This window comes from Aeromicrobium phoceense (assembly GCF_013868155.1).
Classification (GTDB): Bacteria; Actinomycetota; Actinomycetes; order Propionibacteriales; family Nocardioidaceae; genus Aeromicrobium; species Aeromicrobium phoceense.
The window spans coordinates 929,218-950,244 of sequence record NZ_JACEOG010000001.1 but is presented as its reverse complement, the minus strand read 5'-3'; the positions used below and the strand labels follow the sequence as shown (position 1 = coordinate 950,244).

Here is a 21,027-nt window from a genome sequence, read left to right as displayed (position 1 = left end):
GTCACAAAAGTCGGGCGTGCGGTTCTTCGGCTCAGGTCAGCGCGCGCGTGATCGGGTCGATCGCGAAGTAGACGACGAACAGCGCGGCGATGATCCACAGCAGCACGTGGACCTCGCGGATGCGGCCCATCACGACCTTGAGCACGACGTAGGCCAGGAAGCCCGCGCCGATGCCGGCGGTGATCGAGTACGTGAACGGCATGAAGGCGATCGTCAGGAACGCCGGGATCGCGATCTCGGGGTCCTTCCAGTCGATCTCGGTCACCTGCGTCATCATCAGGAAGCCCACCAGCACGAGCGCGGCCACGGCGGCCTCGTTCGGGATGATCTGGACGACGGGCGTGAAGATCGTGGCCAGCAGGAAGCACAGGCCCGTGACCACGCTGGCCAGGCCGGTGCGCGCGCCGTCGGCGACGCCGGCCGTGGACTCCACGTAGGACGTGTTGCTCGAGACGCCGGCGGCACCGCCCACCGCGGCGGCGACCGAGTCGACGATGAGGATGCGCTGCGCGCCCTCGGGCGCGCCGTCCTCGTCGTTCAGGCCGGCCTCGGCGCCGACGGCCGTCATCGTGCCCATCGTGTCGAAGAAGTCCGCGAGCATGAGGGTGAAGACGAGGAGAACCGCCGCGACGACGCCGACGCGGTCGAACGAGCCGAGCAGGTTGAAGTCGCCGAGCAGCGAGAGGTCGGGCGTCTCGACGATCTTGTCGGGCCACGCGGGGACGTTGAGGTTCCAGCCCTTCGACGTCGGGTCGCCGCCCGAGCCCGGGGTGTCGGTGATCGCCTGAACGATGATCGCCACGATCGTGGTCACGACGATGCCGATGAGGATCGCTCCGGGGACCCGGCGCGTGTGCAGGCTGATCATCAGCAGCAGGCCGAAGCAGAACACCAGCACGGGCCAGCCCGACAGCTCGCCGGCGATGCCCATGCCGATGGGCGGGGCGGCGTTGCCGGTGGCACGCACGAAGCCCGCGTCGATCAGGCCGATCAGGGTCAGGAAGAGGCCGATGCCCACCGCGATCGCGGTCTTCAGCTGCCCGGGCACCGCGTCGAAGACCGCCTTGCGGAAGCCGGTCAGCACCAGCACGAGGATCACGATGCCCTCGAGAACGACCAGGCCCATCGCGTCGGCCCACGTCATCTGGGTGGCCACGGAGAACGCGACGAAGGCGTTCAGGCCCAGGCCGGTCGCCAGCGCGATCGGGAAGTTCGCGACCACGCCCATCAGGATCGTCAGCACGCCGGCCACGAGCGCGGTGCAGGCCGCGATCGTCGCGAATCCCGAGCCCGGCTCGGTGCCTCCGCCGAGGAACTTGCCGTCCGCGTCGGCCACCCCGCTGAGGATGATCGGGTTGAGGACGATGATGTACGCCATCGTCAGGAAGGTCACGACGCCGCCGCGGACCTCCTGTCCGACCGACGAGCCGCGCTGCGAGATCTTGAAGTAGCGATCGAGGGTAGTCGTCACGGGTCCCCATCCTGCCAAGCGCGCGAGCGTCCCGGCACGGCGGGCTCATCGGAGGCTCTCAGGAAACGGACAGGTACGCTCGGCAGACTGTCCGGGCGACTCCCTCGACGAAATGAGAACCATGCGGAACCTGAAGACCCTGCCCCTCGTCCTGCTGCTGTCCGTGGCGCCCCTGGCGGCCTGCGGCTCCGGCGACGACGACGCGAAGGACTCGAAGAAGGAGAGCTGCACGGAGTACGACTCGGGCGCCTCCAGCGACGCCGTGAAGGTCTCGGGCGAATTCGGAAAGACCGGCCCCAAGGCCACCTTCACCGCGCCGCTGGCCGCGAAGGCCGATGACCTGCAGCGCACCGTCGTCGACGACGGTGACGGCGACGACACCTCGAAGGGCGACCAGGTCGAGGCCGTCATCACCGTCTTCAACGGTCGCGACGGCAAGCAGGCGCTCAGCGAGCAGGCCACCCTGACCGCCGGCGACGACAAGACCTTCGAGGCCTTCCGCGCCGGCATCGAGTGCGTCCCCACCGGCTCGCGCGTCGTCACCACGGTGGCCGCGTCCGACGTCTACGGCGCCGAGGGCTACGCCGACCTCAACATCAAGGCCACCGACTCGCTCGTGATCGTGACCGACGTCGTCGACGTGCGCGAGGAGGTCAAGGCCGAGGACTGGAAGACGGATGTCCCGGAGGTGAGCCTCGAGGGCGACCAGCCGAAGGTCACGCTGCCGAAGACCGACCCGCCGAAGGACGTCCTGGTCAAGGTCCTCGAGGAGGGTGACGGCAAGACCGTCAAGGCGGGCGACGCCCTCACCGTGAACTACCAGGGCAGCACCTGGGAGGACAAGGGCAAGGTCTTCCAGCAGACGTTCGGCAAGGACGGCCAGCCCGCCCAGCTCTCCACCGACCAGGTCGTGCAGGGCTTCAAGGCCGGCGTCGTGGGCCAGAAGGAGGGCTCCACGGTGCTGATCAACATCCCCGCCGAGTACGGCTACGGCACCGAGGCCTCCGAGGGCAACGAGCTCGGCGGCAAGACGCTGCTGTTCGTCGTGGAGATCGTCTCGATCGACTCCTGACGCCTCACCAGCCCACATTTGGAACGGGATCCACGCCGAACACGCTTCGGAAGGTGGATCCCGTTCCACAAGTGGCGAGGCCTGGTGCGTCAGAACGAGCCCGCGGGCGCCGTCACCACGGAGCCTGAGCCGCGGAACCGCTCGGCGGCCGCGGTGATCCGCTCGTTCAGCGCAGCCCACCAGGCCGCGTCGCGCTCGCTGCGCGACTCGTCCCACGTGTCGCCCTGGCCGTCGAGGCCCTCGCGCAGGATCTCCAGGTGTCCCGCGTGCTGCGCCGTCTCCGACACCATGTGAACCAAGAGGTAGTCGAAGGTCGTGTCGGGCTCGCCCCACCACGGCACCTTCGCCGGCGAGTCCGCCGGCAGCTCCTCACAGGCACGCGCCGTGTGCTCGCCCACGGCGACGTAGAGGTCGACCACCGACTGAGCGCTCTCGTCGGGCGTCAGCCACAGGTCGGAGTTGTCCTCCTCGCCCGTGGTGGTCTCCCACGGCGTCCCGAGGTCGCTCCGGAAGCCGGCGCAGCTCGCGACGTACTCGAGCTCGACGATGGCCAGGTGCTTGACCAGGCCCAGCAGGTTCGTCCCCGTCGGCGTCAGCGGTCGCCGCGCGTCGTATTCGTCCACTCCGTGCACGGCACGGAGCACGGCGCGGTGGCCCCGCTGCAGGTAGTGCAGGCTGGTCTCCCGGCTGCTCATCGGCTCGCCCTCCACCCGGGGTCGCGACCGATGAATCCCATCAGCCTGAGCACCCCGTCGGCGTCGGGCGGCACGGGCACCGCCGGCCCGTACTGACCGGAGTCGCGCAGGATCTGCTCGTGCAGGCTCATCCCCTGCAGCAGGTGCTCGCACTCCTGCGGGTCCAGGCCCGACGGCACGCCGGCCGACTCGGCCAGGTCCCACGTGTGCATGAGGACGTCGGTCGAGTAGAACCGGTCGATGATGCCGCCCAGCGGCTCGGTGCCCAGCTGCGGGTGCGTGAAGTCGTCCTCGGCCGCCGGCGAGTCGAGCAGCTCCTGGATCTCGGCGGCGTGGGTGCACCAGGCCGCGGCGGGATCCGCGAGGTCGACCTCGCGACGGAGGTGGACGCCCCCGGAGGCGAGGAAGCCCTGCGACCACGTGACGAGGTGCTCCACGACGTCGCGCGCCGCCCACTCGGGTACCGGCGTGGGCGCGTCCCAGTCCTCGACGCGGTCGGCCACGGAGGTGAACCCGTCGGTGACGCGGGCATGGCGTTCGGCCAGGGGCTTCGACGCCCCGGGATGAGATGCGGACACGGATCCTCCGACGGTCGACGACACGAGGCTCCCAGTCGACCGCTCCCCCCTCCGCGGCGTCAAGGGCGGCGAGGACCCGGGTTGTCGAACCACCTGCGTGCACGAGACGGTGGCGGGGTGACCGCACTCCACGAGCTGGACGCCCACGACCTCGCTGCCACGATCGCCGCCCGCGATGTGTCGTGCGTCGAGGTGACGCAACACTTCCTCGACCGCGTGGAGGCCGACCACCTCGGCGCCTTCGTCACCGTGACACCCGAGCGTGCGCTCGCCCGCGCCGCCGAGCTGGACTCCCTCGACGAGCGGCCGCCCTTCGCCGGCGTGCCGACGGCCTTCAAGGACCTCACGCCCACCGCGGGCGTCCGCACGACGATGGGCTCGCGCCTGCTGGCCGACCAGGTCCCCGACCACAGCGCCGACTTGGTCGGTCTCGTCGAGGAGGCCGGATTCATCAGCCTCGGCAAGACGAACACCCCCGAGTTCGGCCTGAGCTCCTACACCGACAACGACGTCGTCGGGCCCACGGGGACCCCGGCCGATCCGGCGCTCAACGCCGGCGGCTCCAGCGGTGGCGCCGCCGCGGCCGTGGCCGCGCAGCTGCTGCCCCTCGCTCCGGGCAGCGACGGCGGCGGCTCGATCCGGATCCCGGCGTCGTGCTGCGGCGTGCTCGGGTTCAAGCCCTCGCGCGGGCGCGTCGGGGCCGGACCGGACTCCCCCACCTGGAGCGGTCTGGCCACCGATGGAGTGCTCGCGCGCTCGGTGCGCGACGTCGCCGCGGTCCTCGACCTGCTCGCCCGTCCGGTCCCCGGCTCGTCGCGCGTGTGGCCGGCGCCGGCGACACCGTTCGCCGAGGAGATCCGCCGCGAGACCGGCCGGCTCCGGATCGCCACCTGGACCGACCCGTACCTCGACTTCGTCGACGCATCGCCCGGCTCGGTGGCCGCGGTCGCCGCCGCGCGCGAGGCCCTCGCCGGGCTGGGTCACGAGGTGGTCGAGATCGCGAACCCGTGGCCGGCCGAGCTCGAGCCGCAGTTCAACGTGGTCTGGTCGGCGGGCATGGCCTCGGTGCCGCTGCCCCCGGAGGCGATCGGGACGCTGCGGCCGACCACGCGCTACTGGTACGAGCGCGGCGGGCAGGCGTCCGCCCCGGCGCTCGCCGCGGCACTGACGTTCCTCGAGCTGACCACGGCGGCGGTCAACGCCTCACTGGCGTCGTTCGACCTGTTCCTCACGCCGACCCTGGCCCTGCCGCCGCAGCCCCACGCGTGGTTCACGGAGTCGGGCGACCCCACCGAGGACCACCGGCGCGAGCTGCTCTTCACGCCCTACACGGCGCTCATGAACATGAGCGGTCAGCCGGCCGCGAGCGTGCCGGGCCACGTGCACGACGGCCTGCCCGTGGGCGTCATGCTGGCCGGCCACGTGGGCGCCGACGCCCTCGTCCTGCGCGCCGTCGATCAGCTGATGGGCGTCAGCGGGCGGTCATGACGATGGGGTCACCGTCGGTGATGGCGATGGTGTGCTCGCTGTGGGCGCCGCGGGAGCCGTCGGCGCTGCGGATCGTCCAGCCGTCGTCGTCCATGCGGATCTCGTCGGTCGAGGCCAGCAGCCACGGCTCGATCGCGATGACCAGGCCGGGCTTGAGCGGGAAGCCGCGGCCCGCCACGCCGTCGTTCGAGATGTGCGGGTCTCCGTGCATCGTGCGGCCGACGCCGTGGCCGCCGAACTGCGTGTTGACCGTGTAGCCGTACTCACGGGCGGTCTCGCCGATGGTGGCGCTGATGTCGCCGATCTTCCCGCCGGGACGGGCCACCTCGATCGCCCGTGCGAGGGCCACCTCGGTGGCCTCGATGAGGCGCAGGTCCTCGTCGCGCGGCGTGCCGACGACGACGCTGAGGGCCGAGTCGCACACCCACCCATCGACGCTGACCGCGAAGTCGAGGCTGACGAGGTCGCCGTCGCGCAGCTTGTACCGGTGCGGGAGGCCGTGCAGCACCGCGTCGTTGACGCTCGTGCACAGCACCTTGCCGAACGGGCCACGGCCGAACGAGGGCGCGTAGTCGATGTAGCACGACTCGGCACCGCGGTCCTTGATCATCCGGTGGGCCAGGGCGTCGAGCTCGAGCAGGTCCATCCCGACGTCGGCCGTCTCGGCCAGGGTCGTGAGGACCTCCGCGACGAACCGGCCGGCCGGCCGCATCTCGTCGAGTTGGGTGGGGTTCAGCAGCTCGATCGCCATGCGGCCAGCCTACGGACCCGCGTCAGCGGCGGACCCGGAAGGTCGCGGTGTACGACCCGCTGACCTTGCCTGGGGCGACCAACGCCCCACGGCGCTGCGAGGCTCCCTTGGAGCGGCCGACCTTCCACTTCCAGCCTGCCGTCACGGCGGCACGGTCGGAGGGAATCAGGGCGTCCAGCTGCTCGAGCAGGGCCGCGAACGTCCGGGGTCCCTCGTCGTCGCCACCGAACTCGGGGCAGTAGATCTCGCCGTCCTCGTCCTCCATGCACTCCGGCTTCGAGGCCGCGCCCTTCGGCGCATAGGTGACCTTGCCGCGACCGACCGCGTTCCTGCCGATCGTGAACTTCTTCGACGGGCCGGTGCGCAGGCCCTGCGGCTTGCCGTTCACGTACTCGCGGTAGACGGGACGCACGAGCACGCCGCGGCCGGCCTTGACCGACGAGCCGCCGAGCGTCACCCAGGCCTTGCCGTTCCACTTCTGGGCACCGCTGAACCGGTACTCGATCGCCTTCGCGCTGCGCAGCGTGAGGTGCGAGGTGACCGAGGTGATGGTCGCGTCGGCCAGGTCGGTGCCCACGATGGAGGCGACGTCGCCACCGATGTCACCGGCCAGCTGGTCGCCCAGCTCGCCGCGGTCGGAGTAGACCTGCTCGTTCGTCAGGGTGCCGGTACGGCCGTCGCGCAGGCGGTACGAGATCCGCCAGACGTGACGCGCCGTGCCGATGCCGAGGTTGTCGAGCGTGTCGACGGCGGCGAAGGCGGGCGCGTAGCTCGCGGCGAACGCCGCCATGTCGGGGTTGACGACCGTGCCGCTGTACGTGCGGATGCGCTGGGCGGACGCGTTGTAGACGTGGGTGGTCACGCCGAAGCCCTTGATCAGGCCGAGCTCGCCGCGGATGGCCGCGTAGCCGTCGTGCGTGATCGTGCCGATCTGCTGGCCGATCCGTGAGACCTGCTTGTACGAGCCGACCTCGCCCGTGGCGTCGGGGACGATGAGCGCCGCCGAGGCGTTGTGGATCGACAGCGAGGTCTCACCGGCGAAGTCCATCGGGTGGCCGAAGGCCCACACCGTGGAGCCGCAGATCGCCGTGACCGTGCCGACGCCGCCGGAGAACAGGTCGCCGGTGGAGTAGCCGACCGCGATGTTGCCGCCGGGCACGAGCGGGTCGTCGATGACCGTGGGCGTCGCGACCGCCGCGAAGCCACCGGCGCGCGCCGAGCGGGCGGCCGGCGAGGCGCCCGGGACCCGGGCCAGCGTGCGGTTCGCGAGGCGGTTGGCCTTGGCGCCGCCCGCCACGACCTTGCGCGTCCGCAGCAGGGGCAGGGTCGCGCCCGCGAGGTCCACCTCGGTGGCGGCCGAGACGCCGCTCAGGCCGCGGCGCGTGATCGAGACCTGCGCCGGGCCCAGGCGGTCGACGCCGGTGCGCTTCATGTGGTCGGCCGGGGTCACGCCCGCGATCGGGATGTTGTCGGCGTTGAGACCGTACGCGACCGCGCCGATCAGCCGGCCGTCCTGGGCGTAGACGGGCGAGCCCGACATGCCCGACCAGATGCCCGCCCTCGGGCTGCCCGTGTCGATCCCGGCACCCGAGAGCTCGAAGAGCAGCATGTCGACGCCCTGGCCGAGCGCGTTCTCCAGGTGGCCGGTGTAGCGGCCAGTGAACTGCACGGGCTGCGTGCCCTTGACGACCGTGAGGCCCGTGACCGCGGTGTTCTCGTCGAACGTGTCGACCACCTCGTCCTGGGTGATCATCGGCACGCTGCCGTCGGAGCAGAACGCCGCGGGGGCCGCGACGGCGGGCGAGGCGGGGGCGACCAGCGCGGTCGCGGCCACGCCGCTGATGGCGGCGGCGGACAGCCAGCGCAGGGTCGGACGATGCATCGGGTACCCCCGGTTGAAGGACTTGAGTCGGATGATCGTATCCACAGAGTCCGTCCCACCGGGGGTGATACCCGAATCAGCCTCCGAGCGACGTCCGGAAGCGCTGCATCCCCGAAAGCCAGTGGTCGGTGTCCTGGGCCTTGCGGCCGTACATCGTGCCGACGGACTCGTGAGGGAGCGCGAGGAAGCGGCCCTCGTCGATCGCCTCGAGCAGGACCCGCGCGGCCTCGCTCGGCGCCAGCGTCTCGCCCGCCGCCGCGACCGACGCGTGGGCCAGCCGCGCGTCGGGCTCGGTGGCCGTCTCGCCCGCCTCGGCCATCGGCGTCGCGACGCCCATGGGGCACAGCGCCGTGACTCGGACGCCACGGTCGCCGTACGTGGCGGCGAGCCACTCGGCGAAGCCCACGGCGGCCCGCTTGGAGACCGAGTAGGTCGGCGAGCCGAGCTGCGTCAGCAGGCCCGCCGCCGACGCGGTGACCGCGAAGACGCCGGGGTTCTCGACGTTCCACCGCGGCACGAGCGCGCGCGCCGCGCGCACGTGCGCCATGAGGTTGACGTCCAGCGAGAGCGACCAGTCGAACTCGTCGGCGTCGAGACCGAAGCCGCGGAAGATGCCGGCGTTGGCGACGAAGACGTCGATGCCGCCCAGCTCCTCGTCCGCGCGGGCGATGAGGTCGGTGACGCCCGCCTCGGACGCCACGTCGCCGGCGAACCACGGCTGTCCGAGCCGCTCGCCGGCCTCGGACACGCGCTGCTCGTCGAGGTCGGCCAGCAGGACGCGGTCACCGCGCTCGACCAGGGCCTCGGCGATCGCCAGGCCGATGCCACCGGCCGCACCGGTGACCACGCAACGACGCCCGGTCATCGGAGTCCCTGCCTCTTCAGCTCGGCCTTCGCGAGCGAGTTCTTGTGCACCTCGTCGGGACCGTCGGCGAACCGCAGGGTACGGATGCCGGCGTACATCTCCGCGAGCGGGAAGTCCTGGCTGAGGCCTCCGCCGCCGTGGACCTGGATCGCCTTGTCGAGGATCCACTGCACGGTCTGCGGCGTCGCGATCTTGATCGCCTGGATCTCGGTGTGCGCGCCCTTGTTGCCGACGGTGTCCATCAGCCACGCGGTCTTCAGCACGAGGAGGCGCAGCTGTTCGATCCGCACGCGCGACTCGGCGATCCAGTCGCGCACGACGCCCTGGTCGGCCAGCGGCTTGCCGAACGCGGTGCGGTCCTGCGCGCGCTGGCACATCAGCTCGATGGCCCGCTCGGCGATGCCGATCGAGCGCATGCAGTGGTGGATCCGGCCTGGGCCGAGACGCGCCTGGGCGATCGCGAACCCGTCGCCCTCGCCGGCGATGAGGTTCGTGACCGGCACGCGAACGTCGGTGAACCGCAGCTCGGCGTGGCCGCCGTGGTCGCGGTCGTGGTAGCCGAACACGTGCATCCCGCGCACGATCTCCAGGCCCGGGGTGTCCCGCGGCACGAGGATCTGCGACTGCTGGCGGTGGCGGGCGGCCGTCGGATCGGTCTTGCCCATGACGATGAAGACCTTGGCGTTCGGGTTCATCGCGCCGGTGATCCACCACTTGCGGCCGTTGATGACGTACTCGTCACCGTCGCGCACGATCGAGGTCTCGATGTTGGTGGCGTCGCTGGAGGCCACGTCGGGCTCGGTCATCGCGAACGCCGAGCGGATCTCGCCGGCCAGCAGCGGCTCGAGCCACTGCTTCTTCTGCTCGTCGGTGCCGAACTCGTTCAGCACCTCCATGTTGCCGGTGTCCGGGGCCGCGCAGTTCGTGGCCGGCGGGGCCAGCTGGATGCTGCGGCCCTGGATCTCGGCCAGCGGCGCGTACTGGAGGTTGGACAGCCCTGCTCCCCCCTCGCCGGGCAGGAACATGTTCCACAGCCCGCGCTTCTTCGCTTCGACCTTCAGGTCCTCGATGACCGCGGGGATGTCCCACGAGTCGTTCGCGTAGTTGGCCTCGATCTGCTCGTGCGCGAGCGCCTCGGCCGGGTGGACGACCTCGTCCATGAAGGCACGCATCTGCGCGATGAGGTCCTGGGTCCTGTCGTCGAAGGCGAAGTCCATCGGATCAGCCCTCGGCGATGACGTAGACGACGTCGGCGATGCAGGCCGGCTTCTCGACGCCGTCGATCTCGACGACGACGGTGAGCACGACCTGGGTGCCGATCGAGATGTCCTGCGTCTCCTTCAGCGTGGCGGTGGCGCGCACGCGGGAGTCGACGGGCACGGGGTGCGGGAAGCGCACCTTGTTGGCGCCGTAGTTCACGCCCATGACGGCGCTCTTGACGCTGTAGATCTGCGCGGTGAACACCGGAAGCAGGCTCAGCGTGAGGTACCCGTGGGCGATCGGCTTGCCGAAGGGGCCCTTCGCGGCCGCGTCGGGGTCGACGTGGATCCACTGGTGGTCGCCGGTGGCGTCGGCGAAGAGGTTGACCTTCTCCTGGGTCACCGTGACCCAGTCGCTGGTGCCCAGCTCCTGGCCGGTGGCGGCCTTCAGGTCGGCGATCGTCTCGAACTCACGGGTCATCGGGGTCTCCTGGGGTGACTAAGCGCTTGCTTAGTCTGCACCGTACCGCGAGGACGAGGTCACCGGCAACGGTCCTGCTCGACCGGTGGCACGCGGGTTCGGCGGACTCGATTGTCGCGCCGCCGCGCAGATGTGACACTCGGTTACATGAACGTCCCCGTCGGCCCGCCGCGCCGCGAGCGCCCCGAGCTGAAGCCGACCCCGCAGCTGCGGCCGGCGCGCCTCGTGGCGAGCCTGCTGAGCCTCGTGCTGGTGCTCGGGCTCGGCTGGGCCGCGTGGAACTACATCGGCACCAACATCGTCGCGAAGCAGCGCCAGGGCGAGATGGCGGTCGCGCTGGCCGACGACTGGAAGGGCAACCGCGAGGGCGACGCCACCCGCGACGAGATCCGCATGGGCCAGGTGTTCGCCGTGCTGCGCGCCCCGCGGTGGGGCGACGACTTCGAGGTGCCGGTGGTGGCCGGCATCGACGACACCGCGCTCACCTCGGGCGTGGGCTGGTTCACCGACACCCAGCGCCCGGGCCAGAAGGGCAACTTCGCCGTCGCCGGCCACCGCGTCACGAACGGCCAGCCGTTCAAGGACTTCCCGAAGCTGCGCGCCGGGGACCTCGTCGAGGTCGAGACGCGCACGCACGTCTACACGTACGAGCTGCAGAACTCCGGCACCGACACCATCGTCGACTTCACCGACATCTGGGTGGTCCAGCCCGTGCCCGAGAAGGCCCGGGAGTCGAAGGACCAGAGGACGAAGGCCCGCCCCACCGAGTCACTGCTGACCCTCACCACGTGCTCGGAGATCTTCCACACCGACAACCGCTCGGCGGTGTTCGGGACGCTCGTGAAGACCGAGCACGTCTAGCCGGTCTCAGCGTCCGCGACCGCTCCACGACGCATGGTGTAACTCCGTGTTCCTTTTCGCCCGTTCCATACCGATCGGGGAGAAGAGATGAACCACCCACCTCACCGGCTCGTGCTCGCGTCCGGCGCTGCGCTCGCACTCGGCCTCGCCGTCTCGACGTCCGGCGTCGCCCACGCCGCCGGCGCCCCCAGCAGGCTGCGACAGTCGACCGACGACACCTTCCTCACCGCCGGAAGTGGTGTCGCGAACTCGTACACCGTCCTCGCCAGCGGAACCTCGACCCTGGTCACGTTCAAGGACGCGTCTGGGGCGCCCTTCTCCGTTCCGGCGGGCACTCCCCTCTGCGGCACGTCAGCGGACGTCACGCTGTGCCAGGTCACCAGTGGTTCGGTGGGGACGAGCAAGTCCACCTTCATGGGCGGAGCCGGGAACGACACCGTGTCCTACGCCGGTGTGACGAAGTCCGTGTCGGCCGCCATCGGCAGCAGCGCAGGGATCAGCGGTGGCACGAGCGGCTCGATCAACGCGGACGTCGAGAACCTCCTCGGTGGGTCGGCGGCTGACGTTCTGATCGGCGGCGCCCACCCACTCGGCCGGGTCGACGGCGCCGCCGGCGACGACACGCTGGGCGGAGGCCCGAACGGCTCGGCGCTGGTCGGCGGCACCGGCAACGACCAGCTGCTCGCGCGCGGGCCCAACAACTACTTCGAGGGCGGACCGGGGAACGACCACCTCGTCGGCGGGTCGGGGGTGGACTGGTTCTTCGCCAAGGACGGAGCCGCCGGAGACCGCATCACGTGCGGAGGCGGCGACGACTGGGTGAGCGCCGACCCCGGCGACACGATCGTCGACCCGCAGAACTGCGAGACGATCTCGTAGGCACCCAGCGGCTGATCGGGGCGCCCCAGGGGCACCTCGATCAGCTGGTGGTGAGGTCGTCGACCAGCCAGTCGCCGTCGACCTGCTTCATCCGCACCACGATCGAGAGCGCCGCGGGCGAGGCGGGCTTCGTCGCGATGGTGCGGTTCTGGTCGACGAAGGCCAGCAGCCGGACCGAGGTGGTGGAGCACTCCTGACCGCACTCCAGGGCGGCGATCATGCGCACCGTCGCGGTCACGTCGATCTTGCGCTGCTGTGCCGTCGCGGTGAGCTGCGGCGTGAGCTCGGAGTATTTCTTGGCGAACCGCTTGGTCATGACCTCGGTGGCGTCGTCCAGGTCGGCCGCGATCGTAGCGTGCTCATAGCCCAGCATGCGCGGGATGGCCTCGGACGCAGCGGCGGTGGCGGCGTCCTGGACGTCGAACTGCTCGACGGCCGACGCCTCCTCACGCTGGATCACCAGCACCACCACGAGGGCGAACACGACAGCGGCAAGTGCCAGGCACACCAGTGCGGTGCGGCGTGCGGGGGGGCGGATCCTCACTGATCACTCCCGTCCTGGGCCGGCTCGTCCTCGACGGCGACGTCGGCGAAGCTGTCGACGAGCCACTCGCCGTCCTCGCGCACGAGCGACACGCGCCACCGCAGGCGTGGCTTGCCGTAGGCCACGTTCTCAGGCTTCGTGGTGACCGTGATCGCGGCGAGGGACTCGGCGCTGTCGGCGTCGATGCTGTCGATCGCGACCTGGTCGACGGTGCCCTTGGTGACGATCTTCGCCTCGGCGAAGCGGGCCAGCAGATCCTGCGTCGAGACCTCGAACTGCTCGGCGAGGTCGTCGGTCATGAGCGGGGTCATGCGCTCGACGTAGGGGTCGAGATCGGTGACGTCGTAGGTGTTGATCCCCGCGGCGAACCGCTCGGTCGCGGCCCGCACGTCCTGCCGGGCCGAGGTGTCGGCGTACGCGGGCACCTCGGCTCCCCGGGCCAGGACGGCGATGCCCGCCACGAGCCCGAGCACGGCGATGACGACCAGGGCGGCATCGAGGAGACGACCCCGCGTCACTGCGCCACCGCGGGCCCGAGCATCATCCATTTCCACGACTCCTCGCCGAGATCGAGCGCCTGAGGGATCGTCGACTGCGCGTCGCCCACCTCAAGCCGGTTGGTCGCCACATCGTACGTGCCCAGGACCAAGGGCTGGTCCGGCGTGGAGTTCGTGGACGCTCCCGAGACGCGGGCGGGCCCGGCCTTGGATCCACGCGGACTGGTCGCGGCGCAGGTCTTGGAGCGGTCCCACTTCTCGACCGTGCGATCGAAGGGGGTGCGCTGCCGGCCCGACGGGACGTAGCCGCTGAGGCACGGCGCGTTCTCGGGCTCGAGCGAGAGGCTGAGTCGGGCGGCGTACTGACCGGTGCGCGAGTCCTTCGCAATGATGGAGTAGGCGCTCTCGACGCCGTGGGGCGCGATCACCAGGACGCCACGGACACCGCCGAGATTCGCCTTCACCGTGGCGTTGAGGGTGATGGCGTCCTCCACGAGCGCCGAGATCTGGTCCGAGTTCTCGTCGACGACCGTGCGCAGCGTCGTGGCCGTGGGCGCTCCGACGTCGATCACCCGGCGCAGGTCGGCGTCGGAGGCCCGCACGGCTGTCGACAGCTCTCGCAGGTTGGTGGCGAAGGTGCGGATGTCGTCCTGCGAGTCGACCTGGGTCTGCAGCACGGTGGAGGAGCTGCGGATGAGCGCCGCGGTGACCTCGTACTTCTGATCGGCCTCCGTGATGAACGAGTTGCCGCTGTCGATGATCGTGCGGAGGTCGTCGCCGGAGCCCTCGAAGGCGTCGCCCAGCTCGGCGATGACCGTGCTGAGGTCCTCGGGATTCACCGAGGACAGCAGCTCGCTGACGTTCGTGAGCAGCGTGCGAGTGTCGATGGGCACCTCGGTGTTCTCGCGCGCGACGACCGCGTCGTCGTCGAGGAACGGCCCCCGGTCGCTGCGTGGCTGGAAGTCCAGGAACTGCTCGCCGACGGCGGAGCGGTTGGCGATGACCACCTTGGTGTCGGCCGGGATCTCCGTGGACTTCTCGTCGATGTGGACCTCGACCTTGACTCCGTCCCCGTCGAGCCACATGTCCGTCACTCGACCGACGCTGACGCCGCGGTACGTGACGTCGGCGGTCGTGAAGATGCCGCCGGACTCGGCCATCTCGACCGTCACGGTGTAGCCGCTGCCGAACAGCCGGTCGACGCGGGCGTAGTTGGCGCCGATGTAGGTCGCGGCGATGAGGGTACCCACCACGAAGAGCACCAGCTGGATGCGAACACGGCGGGTGATCACGGCGTCACCACCGTTCGGGCCAGGACGCCGGAGACGTCCTCCTCGCGCAGGCTCTCCTTGAGAGCCGCGCGCTCGCGCTCGGTCATGAGCCCGACCGTCTTGGCGAAGTCGGTCTCGAAGTCGATCGACACGTTGAGGAAGTTGCCCATCTGGTAGTTCCGCGCTTCCTTCGGCGTCTCGCCCAGCAGGGAGTCCGGGAACGGGAAGGTCGGCAGGACCTCCAGGGAGGTGATGAGCGCGTCGCCCGCCGAGCCGAGACTGTCCAGGACCGGCGCGAGTGCCTGGAGGTCGGCGGTGAGCGCGTCCTTGCTGGCGATGATCACGTCGGAGCCGACGTCGCCGAGCTCGGAGAGGGCGGCGAGCATCTTCACCAAGTTGGCCCGCTGCTCGTTGACCGTGGCCAGCGCGGCCGGGAGGTCGTCGAGCGCGGCGTCGATCGCCTGCTTCTGGTCGTTGGTGGTGCGGGCGAGGCGGTCGATCTGCTCGATCGCCTCGACGATGTCGTCCTTGGAGTCGTCGGCGACCTCGACGAACTCGTCGAGGCGGCGCACCAGCGTGCGCATGTCGGCCTCGCGACCGGACAGTGCCGTGTTGAGCTCGCGACTGATCACCTGCGCCTTGCTCAGCGCACCGCCGTTGAGGACGAGCGAGAGCGACCCCAGGACCTTCTCGATCTCGGGCGCGTTGCCGGTCCGTTCGATCGGGATGACGTCGCCCTCGTCGAGCCGGCCGCCGCCGCCCTCGACCGGCGCGGCCAGGGACACGAACTTCTCGCCCAGGATCGAGGTCTGACGGATCGACGCCGTGGCCTGGTCGGGCAGGTCGACGTCGCGGTTCATCTTGACCGTGACCTGCGCGCGCCAGCCCTCGAGCTCGACCTTCGTGACGCGGCCGACCGAGACGTCGTTGACCTTGACCGCGCTCTGGGGCACGAGGTCCAGGACGTCGGCGAACTCGATGACGACCGTGTAGGGATCGTCACCCAGGTCGGCTCCGCCCGGCAGCGGCAGGTCGCCGACGCTCGACACACAGCCGGACACCAGGGCGAGTGAGCCGAGGGTGCCCACTGCTGCGTGGAGGAGGCGGACCCGACTCATCACGCCACCCCCATCAGGTCCGAGAGCGAGGTCGGCGCGCTCGTCGCGGCTCCCGAGGACGGGTCGGCCTGCCGGCCGAGCCACGTGAGCACGTCGGCCATGGCATAGCACGCCGAGGTGTACTTGGAGTTCTGCTCGCTGGCGGGCGCGCAGAAGGCGGCCACCTGCTCGGGCGTGGTCATCACGGTGAACTTCCCGTCCCGGGCACCCTTGAGCGACGTCCGTGAATCGAGCGTGCCGGTGGTGGGGTTGTACGCCGTGGCGAGGTTCGACAGTGCCTTCGGCCCGGACTCGAGGATGTCGGCCAGCTCCTTGCGCTGCTTGGCCAGCGACCTGGTGACCTTGCTGAGCCCATCGACGTTCCGGCGCAGTCCCGTGCGGTTCTCGGCGACGTACGACTGGACCTGCTCGAGTGCGCTCGCCAGCTTCCGCACGGCGAGCTGCAGGTCGTCGCCTTCGTCGGCCAGGACGTCCGAGACCCCCGCCAGGCTGGCGTTGAACCGCTGGACGCTGGCGTCGTTGGCCTCGAGCGCCGAGACGAAGCGCTCGATCTGCTCGACCGAGGCGAACAGCTTGTCCTTGGAGCCGTCGGCGGTCTTCGTCAGCTTCGACAACGCCTCGATGCTCTCGCGAATCTCGGCACCCTTCCCGTCGAGGTTCTTGGCCGAGCTCGCCAGCAGGTCGCTCACGGCACCGTCCTCGTTGAGGCCGTCGGGCCCCAGCGTGGTGGCCACGCGATCGAGCGCCGCGAACGTCTCGTCGAGCTCGGTCGGCGTGCCCGTCCTCGACTGATCGAGGTGCGCACCGTCCGGCATCTTGGCTCCTCCGGTGTAGGCCGGCACGAGCTGCACGAAGCGGTCGCCGACGACCGACGGCGAGACGATGACCGCCTGGGCGTCGGCCGGCACGTCGTAGTCGCCGTCCCACGCGATCCGCGCCCGAACGTTCTGACCGCGCGGGGTGAGCTTCTCGACCGTGCCGACGTCGACGCCGAGGATGCGAACCTTGGAACCCTCGTACAGCGAGACGGACCGCTCGAAGTCGACCGTGATCGTCTTGGTCTCGGCACGCGACCCCCCGACGATCGCGAGCACGATCACGACCGCCAGGACCACCGCGGCGAGGACGACGGCGAGGACGGCGCGCGGGATGCGGTTCCGGGTCGAGGCGCTCACAGACCCTCCTCCAGGCCGAAGATGCTCAGCAGGTTGTAGACGTACGCGTCCAGCCACGGGCCGTTGGAGCTGTTGTTCGCGACCATCGCGTAGTACGCGGGCAGCTGGTCGATGGCGCTGGTGATGTTGGCCTCGTTCTTGCGCAGCACCGCCACCACGCCGGCGAGCCGGTCGAGGGCAGGCTTGAGGTCGGCACGGGTCTCGGTGACCAGGGTCGAGATCTCCTGGGACATGTCCGTGACGCCGACCAGCACGGCATGGATCGCGTCGCGCCGTGCGGTGAGCGCCTCGAACAGCACCGAGCCGTCCTCGAACAGCTTGGCGAACTCCGTGTTGCGATCGGCCAGGACCGTGGAGATGCCGTCGATGTTCTCGAGCAGCGTCTTGATCTCGGCATCGCGCGAGGCGAGGCTGTTGGACAGCGCGGTGACACTGGTGACGGCCTCGCGGAACTCGTCCGGCGTCTTCGCGGCCACGTCGTTGATCGTGTCCAGCGCCTGCGCGAGTTGGTCGTTGTCGATCTGCTGCGTGGTCTCGGTGAGGCCGGAGAACGCCTGGACGATGTCGTACGGAGCCTGCGTGCGCGTGACCGGGATGACCGCGCCCTTCGCCAGGGTGCCTGAGCCATCGGGTTCAAGGCTGACGTACATCGTCCCGAGCAGGGACTTGATCCGCACGGACGCGCCGGTCTGGCTGCCGAGCCGATCGCGGTCCTTCTTCACGCGGAAGACCACCCGCACCTTGTCGCCGTGCAGCTCCAGGTCCGCGACCTCGCCCACGCGAACGCCGGCCAGCCGCACGTCGTCGCCCTTCTTGAGGCCACCGACCTCGGTGAACTCGGCGGCGTACTCGGCGCCGCCACCGATGATCGGCAGCCGCGCGGCCTGGCTGGCGAGCAGCAGGATCGCGGCGATGATCGCCAACGAGACGGCGCCCACGATCACGGGATTGCGCTCGCGGAACGGCTTCATGTCCCTCAACGGCATCGACTCACCCCCGCTCCGGTCACGGTGACGCGCCTGGTGGTCTTGAACGGACGGGTCTTCTCCCATCCGGGCACCCCGCTGAGCGAGGGAACCTTGCCGTTGACCCCGAGTTCGCACACGTAGAAGTTGAAGAAGGACCCGTACTGACCCGTGCGGCCGATGCGATCGATCTTGATCGGCAGGATTCCGAGCGTGCGATCCAGGTCGCGTCGAGCCTTCTGGGTTCCGATCTGGGATGTCAGCTTGCGCAGGTTCTTGATGTCCGCCGTCATCGCGGGGCCCGCGTCGTCGAGCAGGCCGGCCGTCTCACCGGTCAGCACGGCGATGTCGTCGAGCGACCCGGTCAGCACACCGCGGTCGTCCTTCAGCCCGGTGATCAGCTGTTGCAGGGTGGAGATCGCGGTGGACAGCTCGTCATCGCGCTCGTTGAACGAGGTCAGGACGACCGTGAGGTTGTCGATCACCGACCCGATCAGCTCGTCGCGCTCGGCCAGGGTGCCGGTGAGGGAGGCGGTGTGCGCCAACAGCGACTCGACCGTGCCGCTCTCACCCTGGAACACCTGGATCAGCTCGTAGGCGAGCTGGTTCGTGTCCTCGGGCGACAGCGCCTCGAACAGCGGCTGGAAGCCGCCGAACAGGTCGGTCAAGTCCAGCGCGGGGGTGGTGCGGTCGAGGCCGATCGTCTCGCCTTCCTTCAGTCGCGCGGCGGGGCCGTCGCCCTCGCTGAGCGAGATGTAGCGCTGGCCGATCATGTTGCGGTAGCGCAGGGAGGCCTGTGTGCCCTGGGTGAGCGCGATGTCGGTGTCGACGTTGAGCGTCACGATCGCCGAGTTGCCCGAGTGCACCTCGACGTCGGAGACGTTGCCGACGCGCACCCCCGCGATGCGCACGTCGTCACCCACCACGAGGCTGGTGACGTCGCTGAAGACGGCGCGGTACTCGTGCGTGCGACTGAACGAGCGATTCCCGATGACCGCCGCCAGCAGGGCCGTCAGGAGCCCGGTGACGACCAGGAAGACCATCAGCTTCACGAACGAGCGCGCGGTCGCGCGGTCGAGTCCGGTACGGCTCATCCGAGGCTCACCTCCGCTCCGCGCAGGACCGGCCCGTAGAGCGCGGTCGCCACATCGGGAACGTCCTTCGGCTCGACGCCGAGGGACGCCGCCACGATCGCCTTGACCTGTTCGGCCTCGGCGGCACTGCCGCCGGAGCGTACGACGGTCGGCGCCGTCAGCGGCACTCGCTTTCCGAGGTCGCCGCCCACGCCGAGCTCCTCGAGCAGTGAGTCGCTCATGCCCGGCGCGGGGCGCTTCTTCGTGTACCGCGTGCCCGGCAGCGTGGCGCAACTGGGAGACAAGGAGCCCGGGCCGCCGGTGGCGGCGGGCAGGCGCGGCGTGTCACGGCCGTCGTACTCGCGCGGCGAACGCGGCGCGAACTCGATCGACACATTGGCGCGGTTGTTGCGGAACGTGCTGTCGATGGCGGGCATGAGCCGGTCGATGCCCTGGAGCACGCAGCCGATGGTCGGCGAGTAGTCGGCCAGCAGCTCGAGCGTGGGCCGGGAGTCACGCGCGAGCGTGATGAAGTCGTCGCCCGAGCGGTCGAAGAGCGCTTCGGCCGACGTCGCGAAGGCGGCGGTCTCCACGAACAGGGACTGCAGCTGCGCCCGGCGAGCCGTGAGCGTGTTGCCCGTGACCACGGCGTTGCGCAGGGTGGTGCCGATCTCGGGCATCGCGTCGGCATACGTCCTTGCCGTGTCGCCGAGCAGCGTGATGTCCTCGACGAGCTCGGGAGCCAGTGGGGTCATCTTCTGCAGGTAGGCCGACAGCGTCTCCAGGCCCGTGCCGAGCGTCTCGCCCTGGCCGGAGAGCGCGTCGGACAGCGCCGTGAGAACGTACGACAGGTCTTCGGGATTGAGTGCCGTCAGCAGGGGGTCGAGGTCGGTCAGCAGGTTCTCCACGTCCGACGGCAGCGCCGCCTGGACGATCTCGTCCCCCGCCTCGATCGGCTGTCCCGACGACTGAGCGACCGGTTGCAGGTCGACGTACTTCTCGCCGAACAGCGTCTTGGGGACGACGAACGCCTGGACGTCGGCGGCGATCAGTGGCTGCTGCTCGGGATCGAGTGCCAGGTGGATCACCGCTTGGCCCTCTTCCGAGGTGATCTCGTCGACCCGGCCGACGATCACCCCGCGCAGCTTGACGTCGGCGTTGGCATTGAGCTGCAGGCCGGCGCTCGAGCTGCGGATCGTGACGGGGACGTCGTCGGAGAACAGCTTCGTGAACATCGCGTAGGTGAGGAACACCGACCCGGCGACCAGGGCGACCATGACGACGCCGAGGCCGCGGACCACGGCAGGACGGTCCATCGTCGAGACGCGGGGCATCAGCCGGCCAGCCTGACGGTCGTGGTGGTGCCCCAGATCGCCATCGACATCATGAGGTCCGCGACGTTGATGACGACGATCGACGTGCGGACGGCGCGGCCCACCGCCACGCCGACGCCGACGGGGCCACCGCTGGCGTAGTAGCCGTAGTAGCAGTGGATGAGGATCACGAGGAACGCGAACACCAGCACCTTGAAGAACGACCAGAGCACGTCCTCCGGCGGGAGGAACAGGTTGAAGTAGTGGTCGTAGGTGCCCTCGCTCTGACCATAGATGGCCGTCACCGTGAGCTTGGTCGCGAAGTACGAGGCCATCAGTCCGAGCATGTACAGCGGGATGATCGCGATGAGCCCGGCGATCACGCGCGTCGTGACCAGGTAGGGGAGCGACGGGATGGCCATGACCTCGAGCGCGTCGACCTCCTCGGAGATCCGCATGGCGCCCAGTTGCGCCGTGAAGCCGCAGCCCACGGTGGCGGCCAGCGCGATGCCGGCGACGAGCGGCGCGATCTCGCGCGTGTTGAAGTACGCCGAGAAGAAGCCGGAGAACGCACTGGTGCCCAGCTGCTCCAGGGCACTGTGGCCCTGCATGCCGACCTCGACGCCGGTGAAGAACGACATCGTCGTGATGACGCCGACCGTGCCGCCGATCACTGCGAGCGAGCCGCGCCCGAAGGTGACCTCGGAGAGCAGGCGCAGGATCTCCCGCGGGTACCTCATGACCACGCGGGGCATCCACGCGATCGTGCGGATGTAGAACGCGAGCTGGAGTCCGAGGTCGTCCAGCGTGCTCAGGGGCCGCCGGTAGGCGCTCTTGACGTCGACCACG

21 protein-coding genes are annotated in these 21,027 nt (G+C 70.0%); 4 read left to right on the top strand and 17 right to left on the bottom strand.

Going from position 1 to position 21,027, the window contains the following annotated elements:
* Positions 1-31: 31 nt before the first annotated feature.
* Positions 32-1,471: an NCS2 family permease gene (locus tag H1W00_RS04520; protein ID WP_181754006.1), complete on the bottom strand. Its 1,440-nt coding sequence runs from the start codon at positions 1,469-1,471 to the stop codon at positions 32-34.
* Between the two features lie 121 nt (positions 1,472-1,592).
* Here H1W00_RS04520 and H1W00_RS04515 point away from each other — a divergent pair, with 121 nt between their 5' ends.
* Positions 1,593-2,543 carry an FKBP-type peptidyl-prolyl cis-trans isomerase gene (locus H1W00_RS04515; protein ID WP_181754004.1) on the top strand — a complete coding sequence of 317 codons (951 nt, stop codon included), beginning with the start codon at positions 1,593-1,595 and terminating at the stop codon, positions 2,541-2,543.
* Positions 2,544-2,632: 89 nt separating this feature from the next.
* On the opposite strand, the gene H1W00_RS04510 is transcribed toward H1W00_RS04515, so the two are convergent.
* Together H1W00_RS04510 and H1W00_RS04505 are read right to left on the bottom strand one after the other, a co-directional pair.
* A complete protein-coding gene (locus H1W00_RS04510) occupies positions 2,633-3,238 on the bottom strand; it encodes a DinB family protein (RefSeq protein ID WP_181754003.1) in 606 nt (201 codons plus the stop codon).
* Positions 3,235-3,816 (bottom strand): maleylpyruvate isomerase N-terminal domain-containing protein, encoded by a 582-nt coding sequence (locus tag H1W00_RS04505; RefSeq protein WP_338072823.1) that lies wholly within the window; start codon positions 3,814-3,816, stop codon positions 3,235-3,237. The genes H1W00_RS04510 and H1W00_RS04505 overlap by 4 nt, the downstream gene beginning before the upstream one ends.
* Before the next feature lie 117 nt (positions 3,817-3,933).
* Between H1W00_RS04505 and H1W00_RS04500 the strand changes: the two genes are divergently transcribed.
* Positions 3,934-5,304, top strand: coding sequence for an amidase family protein (locus H1W00_RS04500; protein WP_181754001.1), 1,371 nt, complete (start codon positions 3,934-3,936; stop codon positions 5,302-5,304).
* On the opposite strand, the gene map is transcribed toward H1W00_RS04500, so the two are convergent.
* The 5 genes from map to H1W00_RS04475 form a co-directional block, all read right to left on the bottom strand.
* The gene (map, locus tag H1W00_RS04495) at positions 5,288-6,055 is read right to left on the bottom strand and encodes a type I methionyl aminopeptidase (RefSeq protein ID WP_181753999.1); all 768 of its coding nucleotides are present in this window, start codon (positions 6,053-6,055) and stop codon (positions 5,288-5,290) included. The genes H1W00_RS04500 and map overlap by 17 nt on opposite strands.
* 22 nt (positions 6,056-6,077) lie before the next feature.
* Positions 6,078-7,937, bottom strand: coding sequence for a hypothetical protein (locus H1W00_RS04490; RefSeq protein WP_181753997.1), 1,860 nt, complete (start codon positions 7,935-7,937; stop codon positions 6,078-6,080).
* A 76-nt stretch (positions 7,938-8,013) separates the two neighbouring features.
* Positions 8,014-8,802 carry an SDR family oxidoreductase gene (locus H1W00_RS04485; protein ID WP_181753995.1) on the bottom strand — a complete coding sequence of 263 codons (789 nt, stop codon included), beginning with the start codon at positions 8,800-8,802 and terminating at the stop codon, positions 8,014-8,016.
* Positions 8,799-10,019, bottom strand: coding sequence for an acyl-CoA dehydrogenase family protein (locus tag H1W00_RS04480; RefSeq protein ID WP_181753993.1), 1,221 nt, complete (start codon positions 10,017-10,019; stop codon positions 8,799-8,801). The genes H1W00_RS04485 and H1W00_RS04480 overlap by 4 nt, the downstream gene beginning before the upstream one ends.
* 4 nt (positions 10,020-10,023) lie before the next feature.
* Positions 10,024-10,482, bottom strand: coding sequence for a MaoC family dehydratase (locus H1W00_RS04475; RefSeq protein WP_181753991.1), 459 nt, complete (start codon positions 10,480-10,482; stop codon positions 10,024-10,026).
* A 147-nt stretch (positions 10,483-10,629) separates the two neighbouring features.
* On the opposite strand from H1W00_RS04475, the gene H1W00_RS04470 reads away from it, so the two are divergent.
* Both H1W00_RS04470 and H1W00_RS04465 read left to right on the top strand, forming a co-directional pair.
* The gene (locus H1W00_RS04470; RefSeq protein WP_181753988.1) at positions 10,630-11,343 is read left to right on the top strand and encodes a class E sortase; all 714 of its coding nucleotides are present in this window, start codon (positions 10,630-10,632) and stop codon (positions 11,341-11,343) included.
* A gap of 87 nt (positions 11,344-11,430) precedes the next feature.
* Positions 11,431-12,222, top strand: a complete 792-nt coding sequence (locus tag H1W00_RS04465) for a calcium-binding protein (RefSeq protein ID WP_181753986.1) — start codon at positions 11,431-11,433, stop codon at positions 12,220-12,222.
* A 40-nt stretch (positions 12,223-12,262) separates the two neighbouring features.
* Here H1W00_RS04465 and H1W00_RS04460 read toward each other — a convergent pair whose 3' ends face one another.
* The 9 genes from H1W00_RS04460 to H1W00_RS04420 are packed head-to-tail and all read right to left on the bottom strand — an operon-like array spanning position 12,263 to position 21,026.
* Entirely contained in the window at positions 12,263-12,766 is a 504-nt protein-coding gene (locus H1W00_RS04460; protein ID WP_181753984.1) for a hypothetical protein, read from the bottom strand.
* A complete protein-coding gene (locus tag H1W00_RS04455; protein ID WP_181753982.1) occupies positions 12,763-13,284 on the bottom strand; it encodes a pilus assembly FimT family protein in 522 nt (173 codons plus the stop codon). Before H1W00_RS04455 ends, H1W00_RS04460 begins: the two co-directional genes overlap by 4 nt.
* Positions 13,281-14,555 (bottom strand): MCE family protein, encoded by a 1,275-nt coding sequence (locus H1W00_RS04450; protein WP_181753980.1) that lies wholly within the window; start codon positions 14,553-14,555, stop codon positions 13,281-13,283. The genes H1W00_RS04455 and H1W00_RS04450 overlap by 4 nt, the downstream gene beginning before the upstream one ends.
* Positions 14,552-15,652, bottom strand: coding sequence for an MCE family protein (locus tag H1W00_RS04445; protein WP_181753978.1), 1,101 nt, complete (start codon positions 15,650-15,652; stop codon positions 14,552-14,554). The genes H1W00_RS04450 and H1W00_RS04445 overlap by 4 nt, the downstream gene beginning before the upstream one ends.
* Positions 15,652-16,827, bottom strand: a complete 1,176-nt coding sequence (locus H1W00_RS04440) for an MCE family protein (protein WP_181753976.1) — start codon at positions 16,825-16,827, stop codon at positions 15,652-15,654. The genes H1W00_RS04445 and H1W00_RS04440 overlap by 1 nt, the downstream gene beginning before the upstream one ends.
* The gene (locus tag H1W00_RS04435) at positions 16,824-17,813 is read right to left on the bottom strand and encodes an MCE family protein (protein WP_181753974.1); all 990 of its coding nucleotides are present in this window, start codon (positions 17,811-17,813) and stop codon (positions 16,824-16,826) included. Before H1W00_RS04435 ends, H1W00_RS04440 begins: the two co-directional genes overlap by 4 nt.
* On the bottom strand, positions 17,804-18,886 hold the full coding sequence (locus H1W00_RS04430; RefSeq protein ID WP_181753972.1) for an MCE family protein: 1,083 nt from the start codon (positions 18,884-18,886) through the stop codon (positions 17,804-17,806). Before H1W00_RS04430 ends, H1W00_RS04435 begins: the two co-directional genes overlap by 10 nt.
* Positions 18,883-20,199 (bottom strand): MCE family protein, encoded by a 1,317-nt coding sequence (locus tag H1W00_RS04425; protein WP_181753970.1) that lies wholly within the window; start codon positions 20,197-20,199, stop codon positions 18,883-18,885. The genes H1W00_RS04430 and H1W00_RS04425 overlap by 4 nt, the downstream gene beginning before the upstream one ends.
* Positions 20,199-21,026: an MlaE family ABC transporter permease gene (locus tag H1W00_RS04420; RefSeq protein ID WP_286930431.1), complete on the bottom strand. Its 828-nt coding sequence runs from the start codon at positions 21,024-21,026 to the stop codon at positions 20,199-20,201. The genes H1W00_RS04425 and H1W00_RS04420 overlap by 1 nt, the downstream gene beginning before the upstream one ends.
* Position 21,027: the final 1 nt, after the last annotated feature.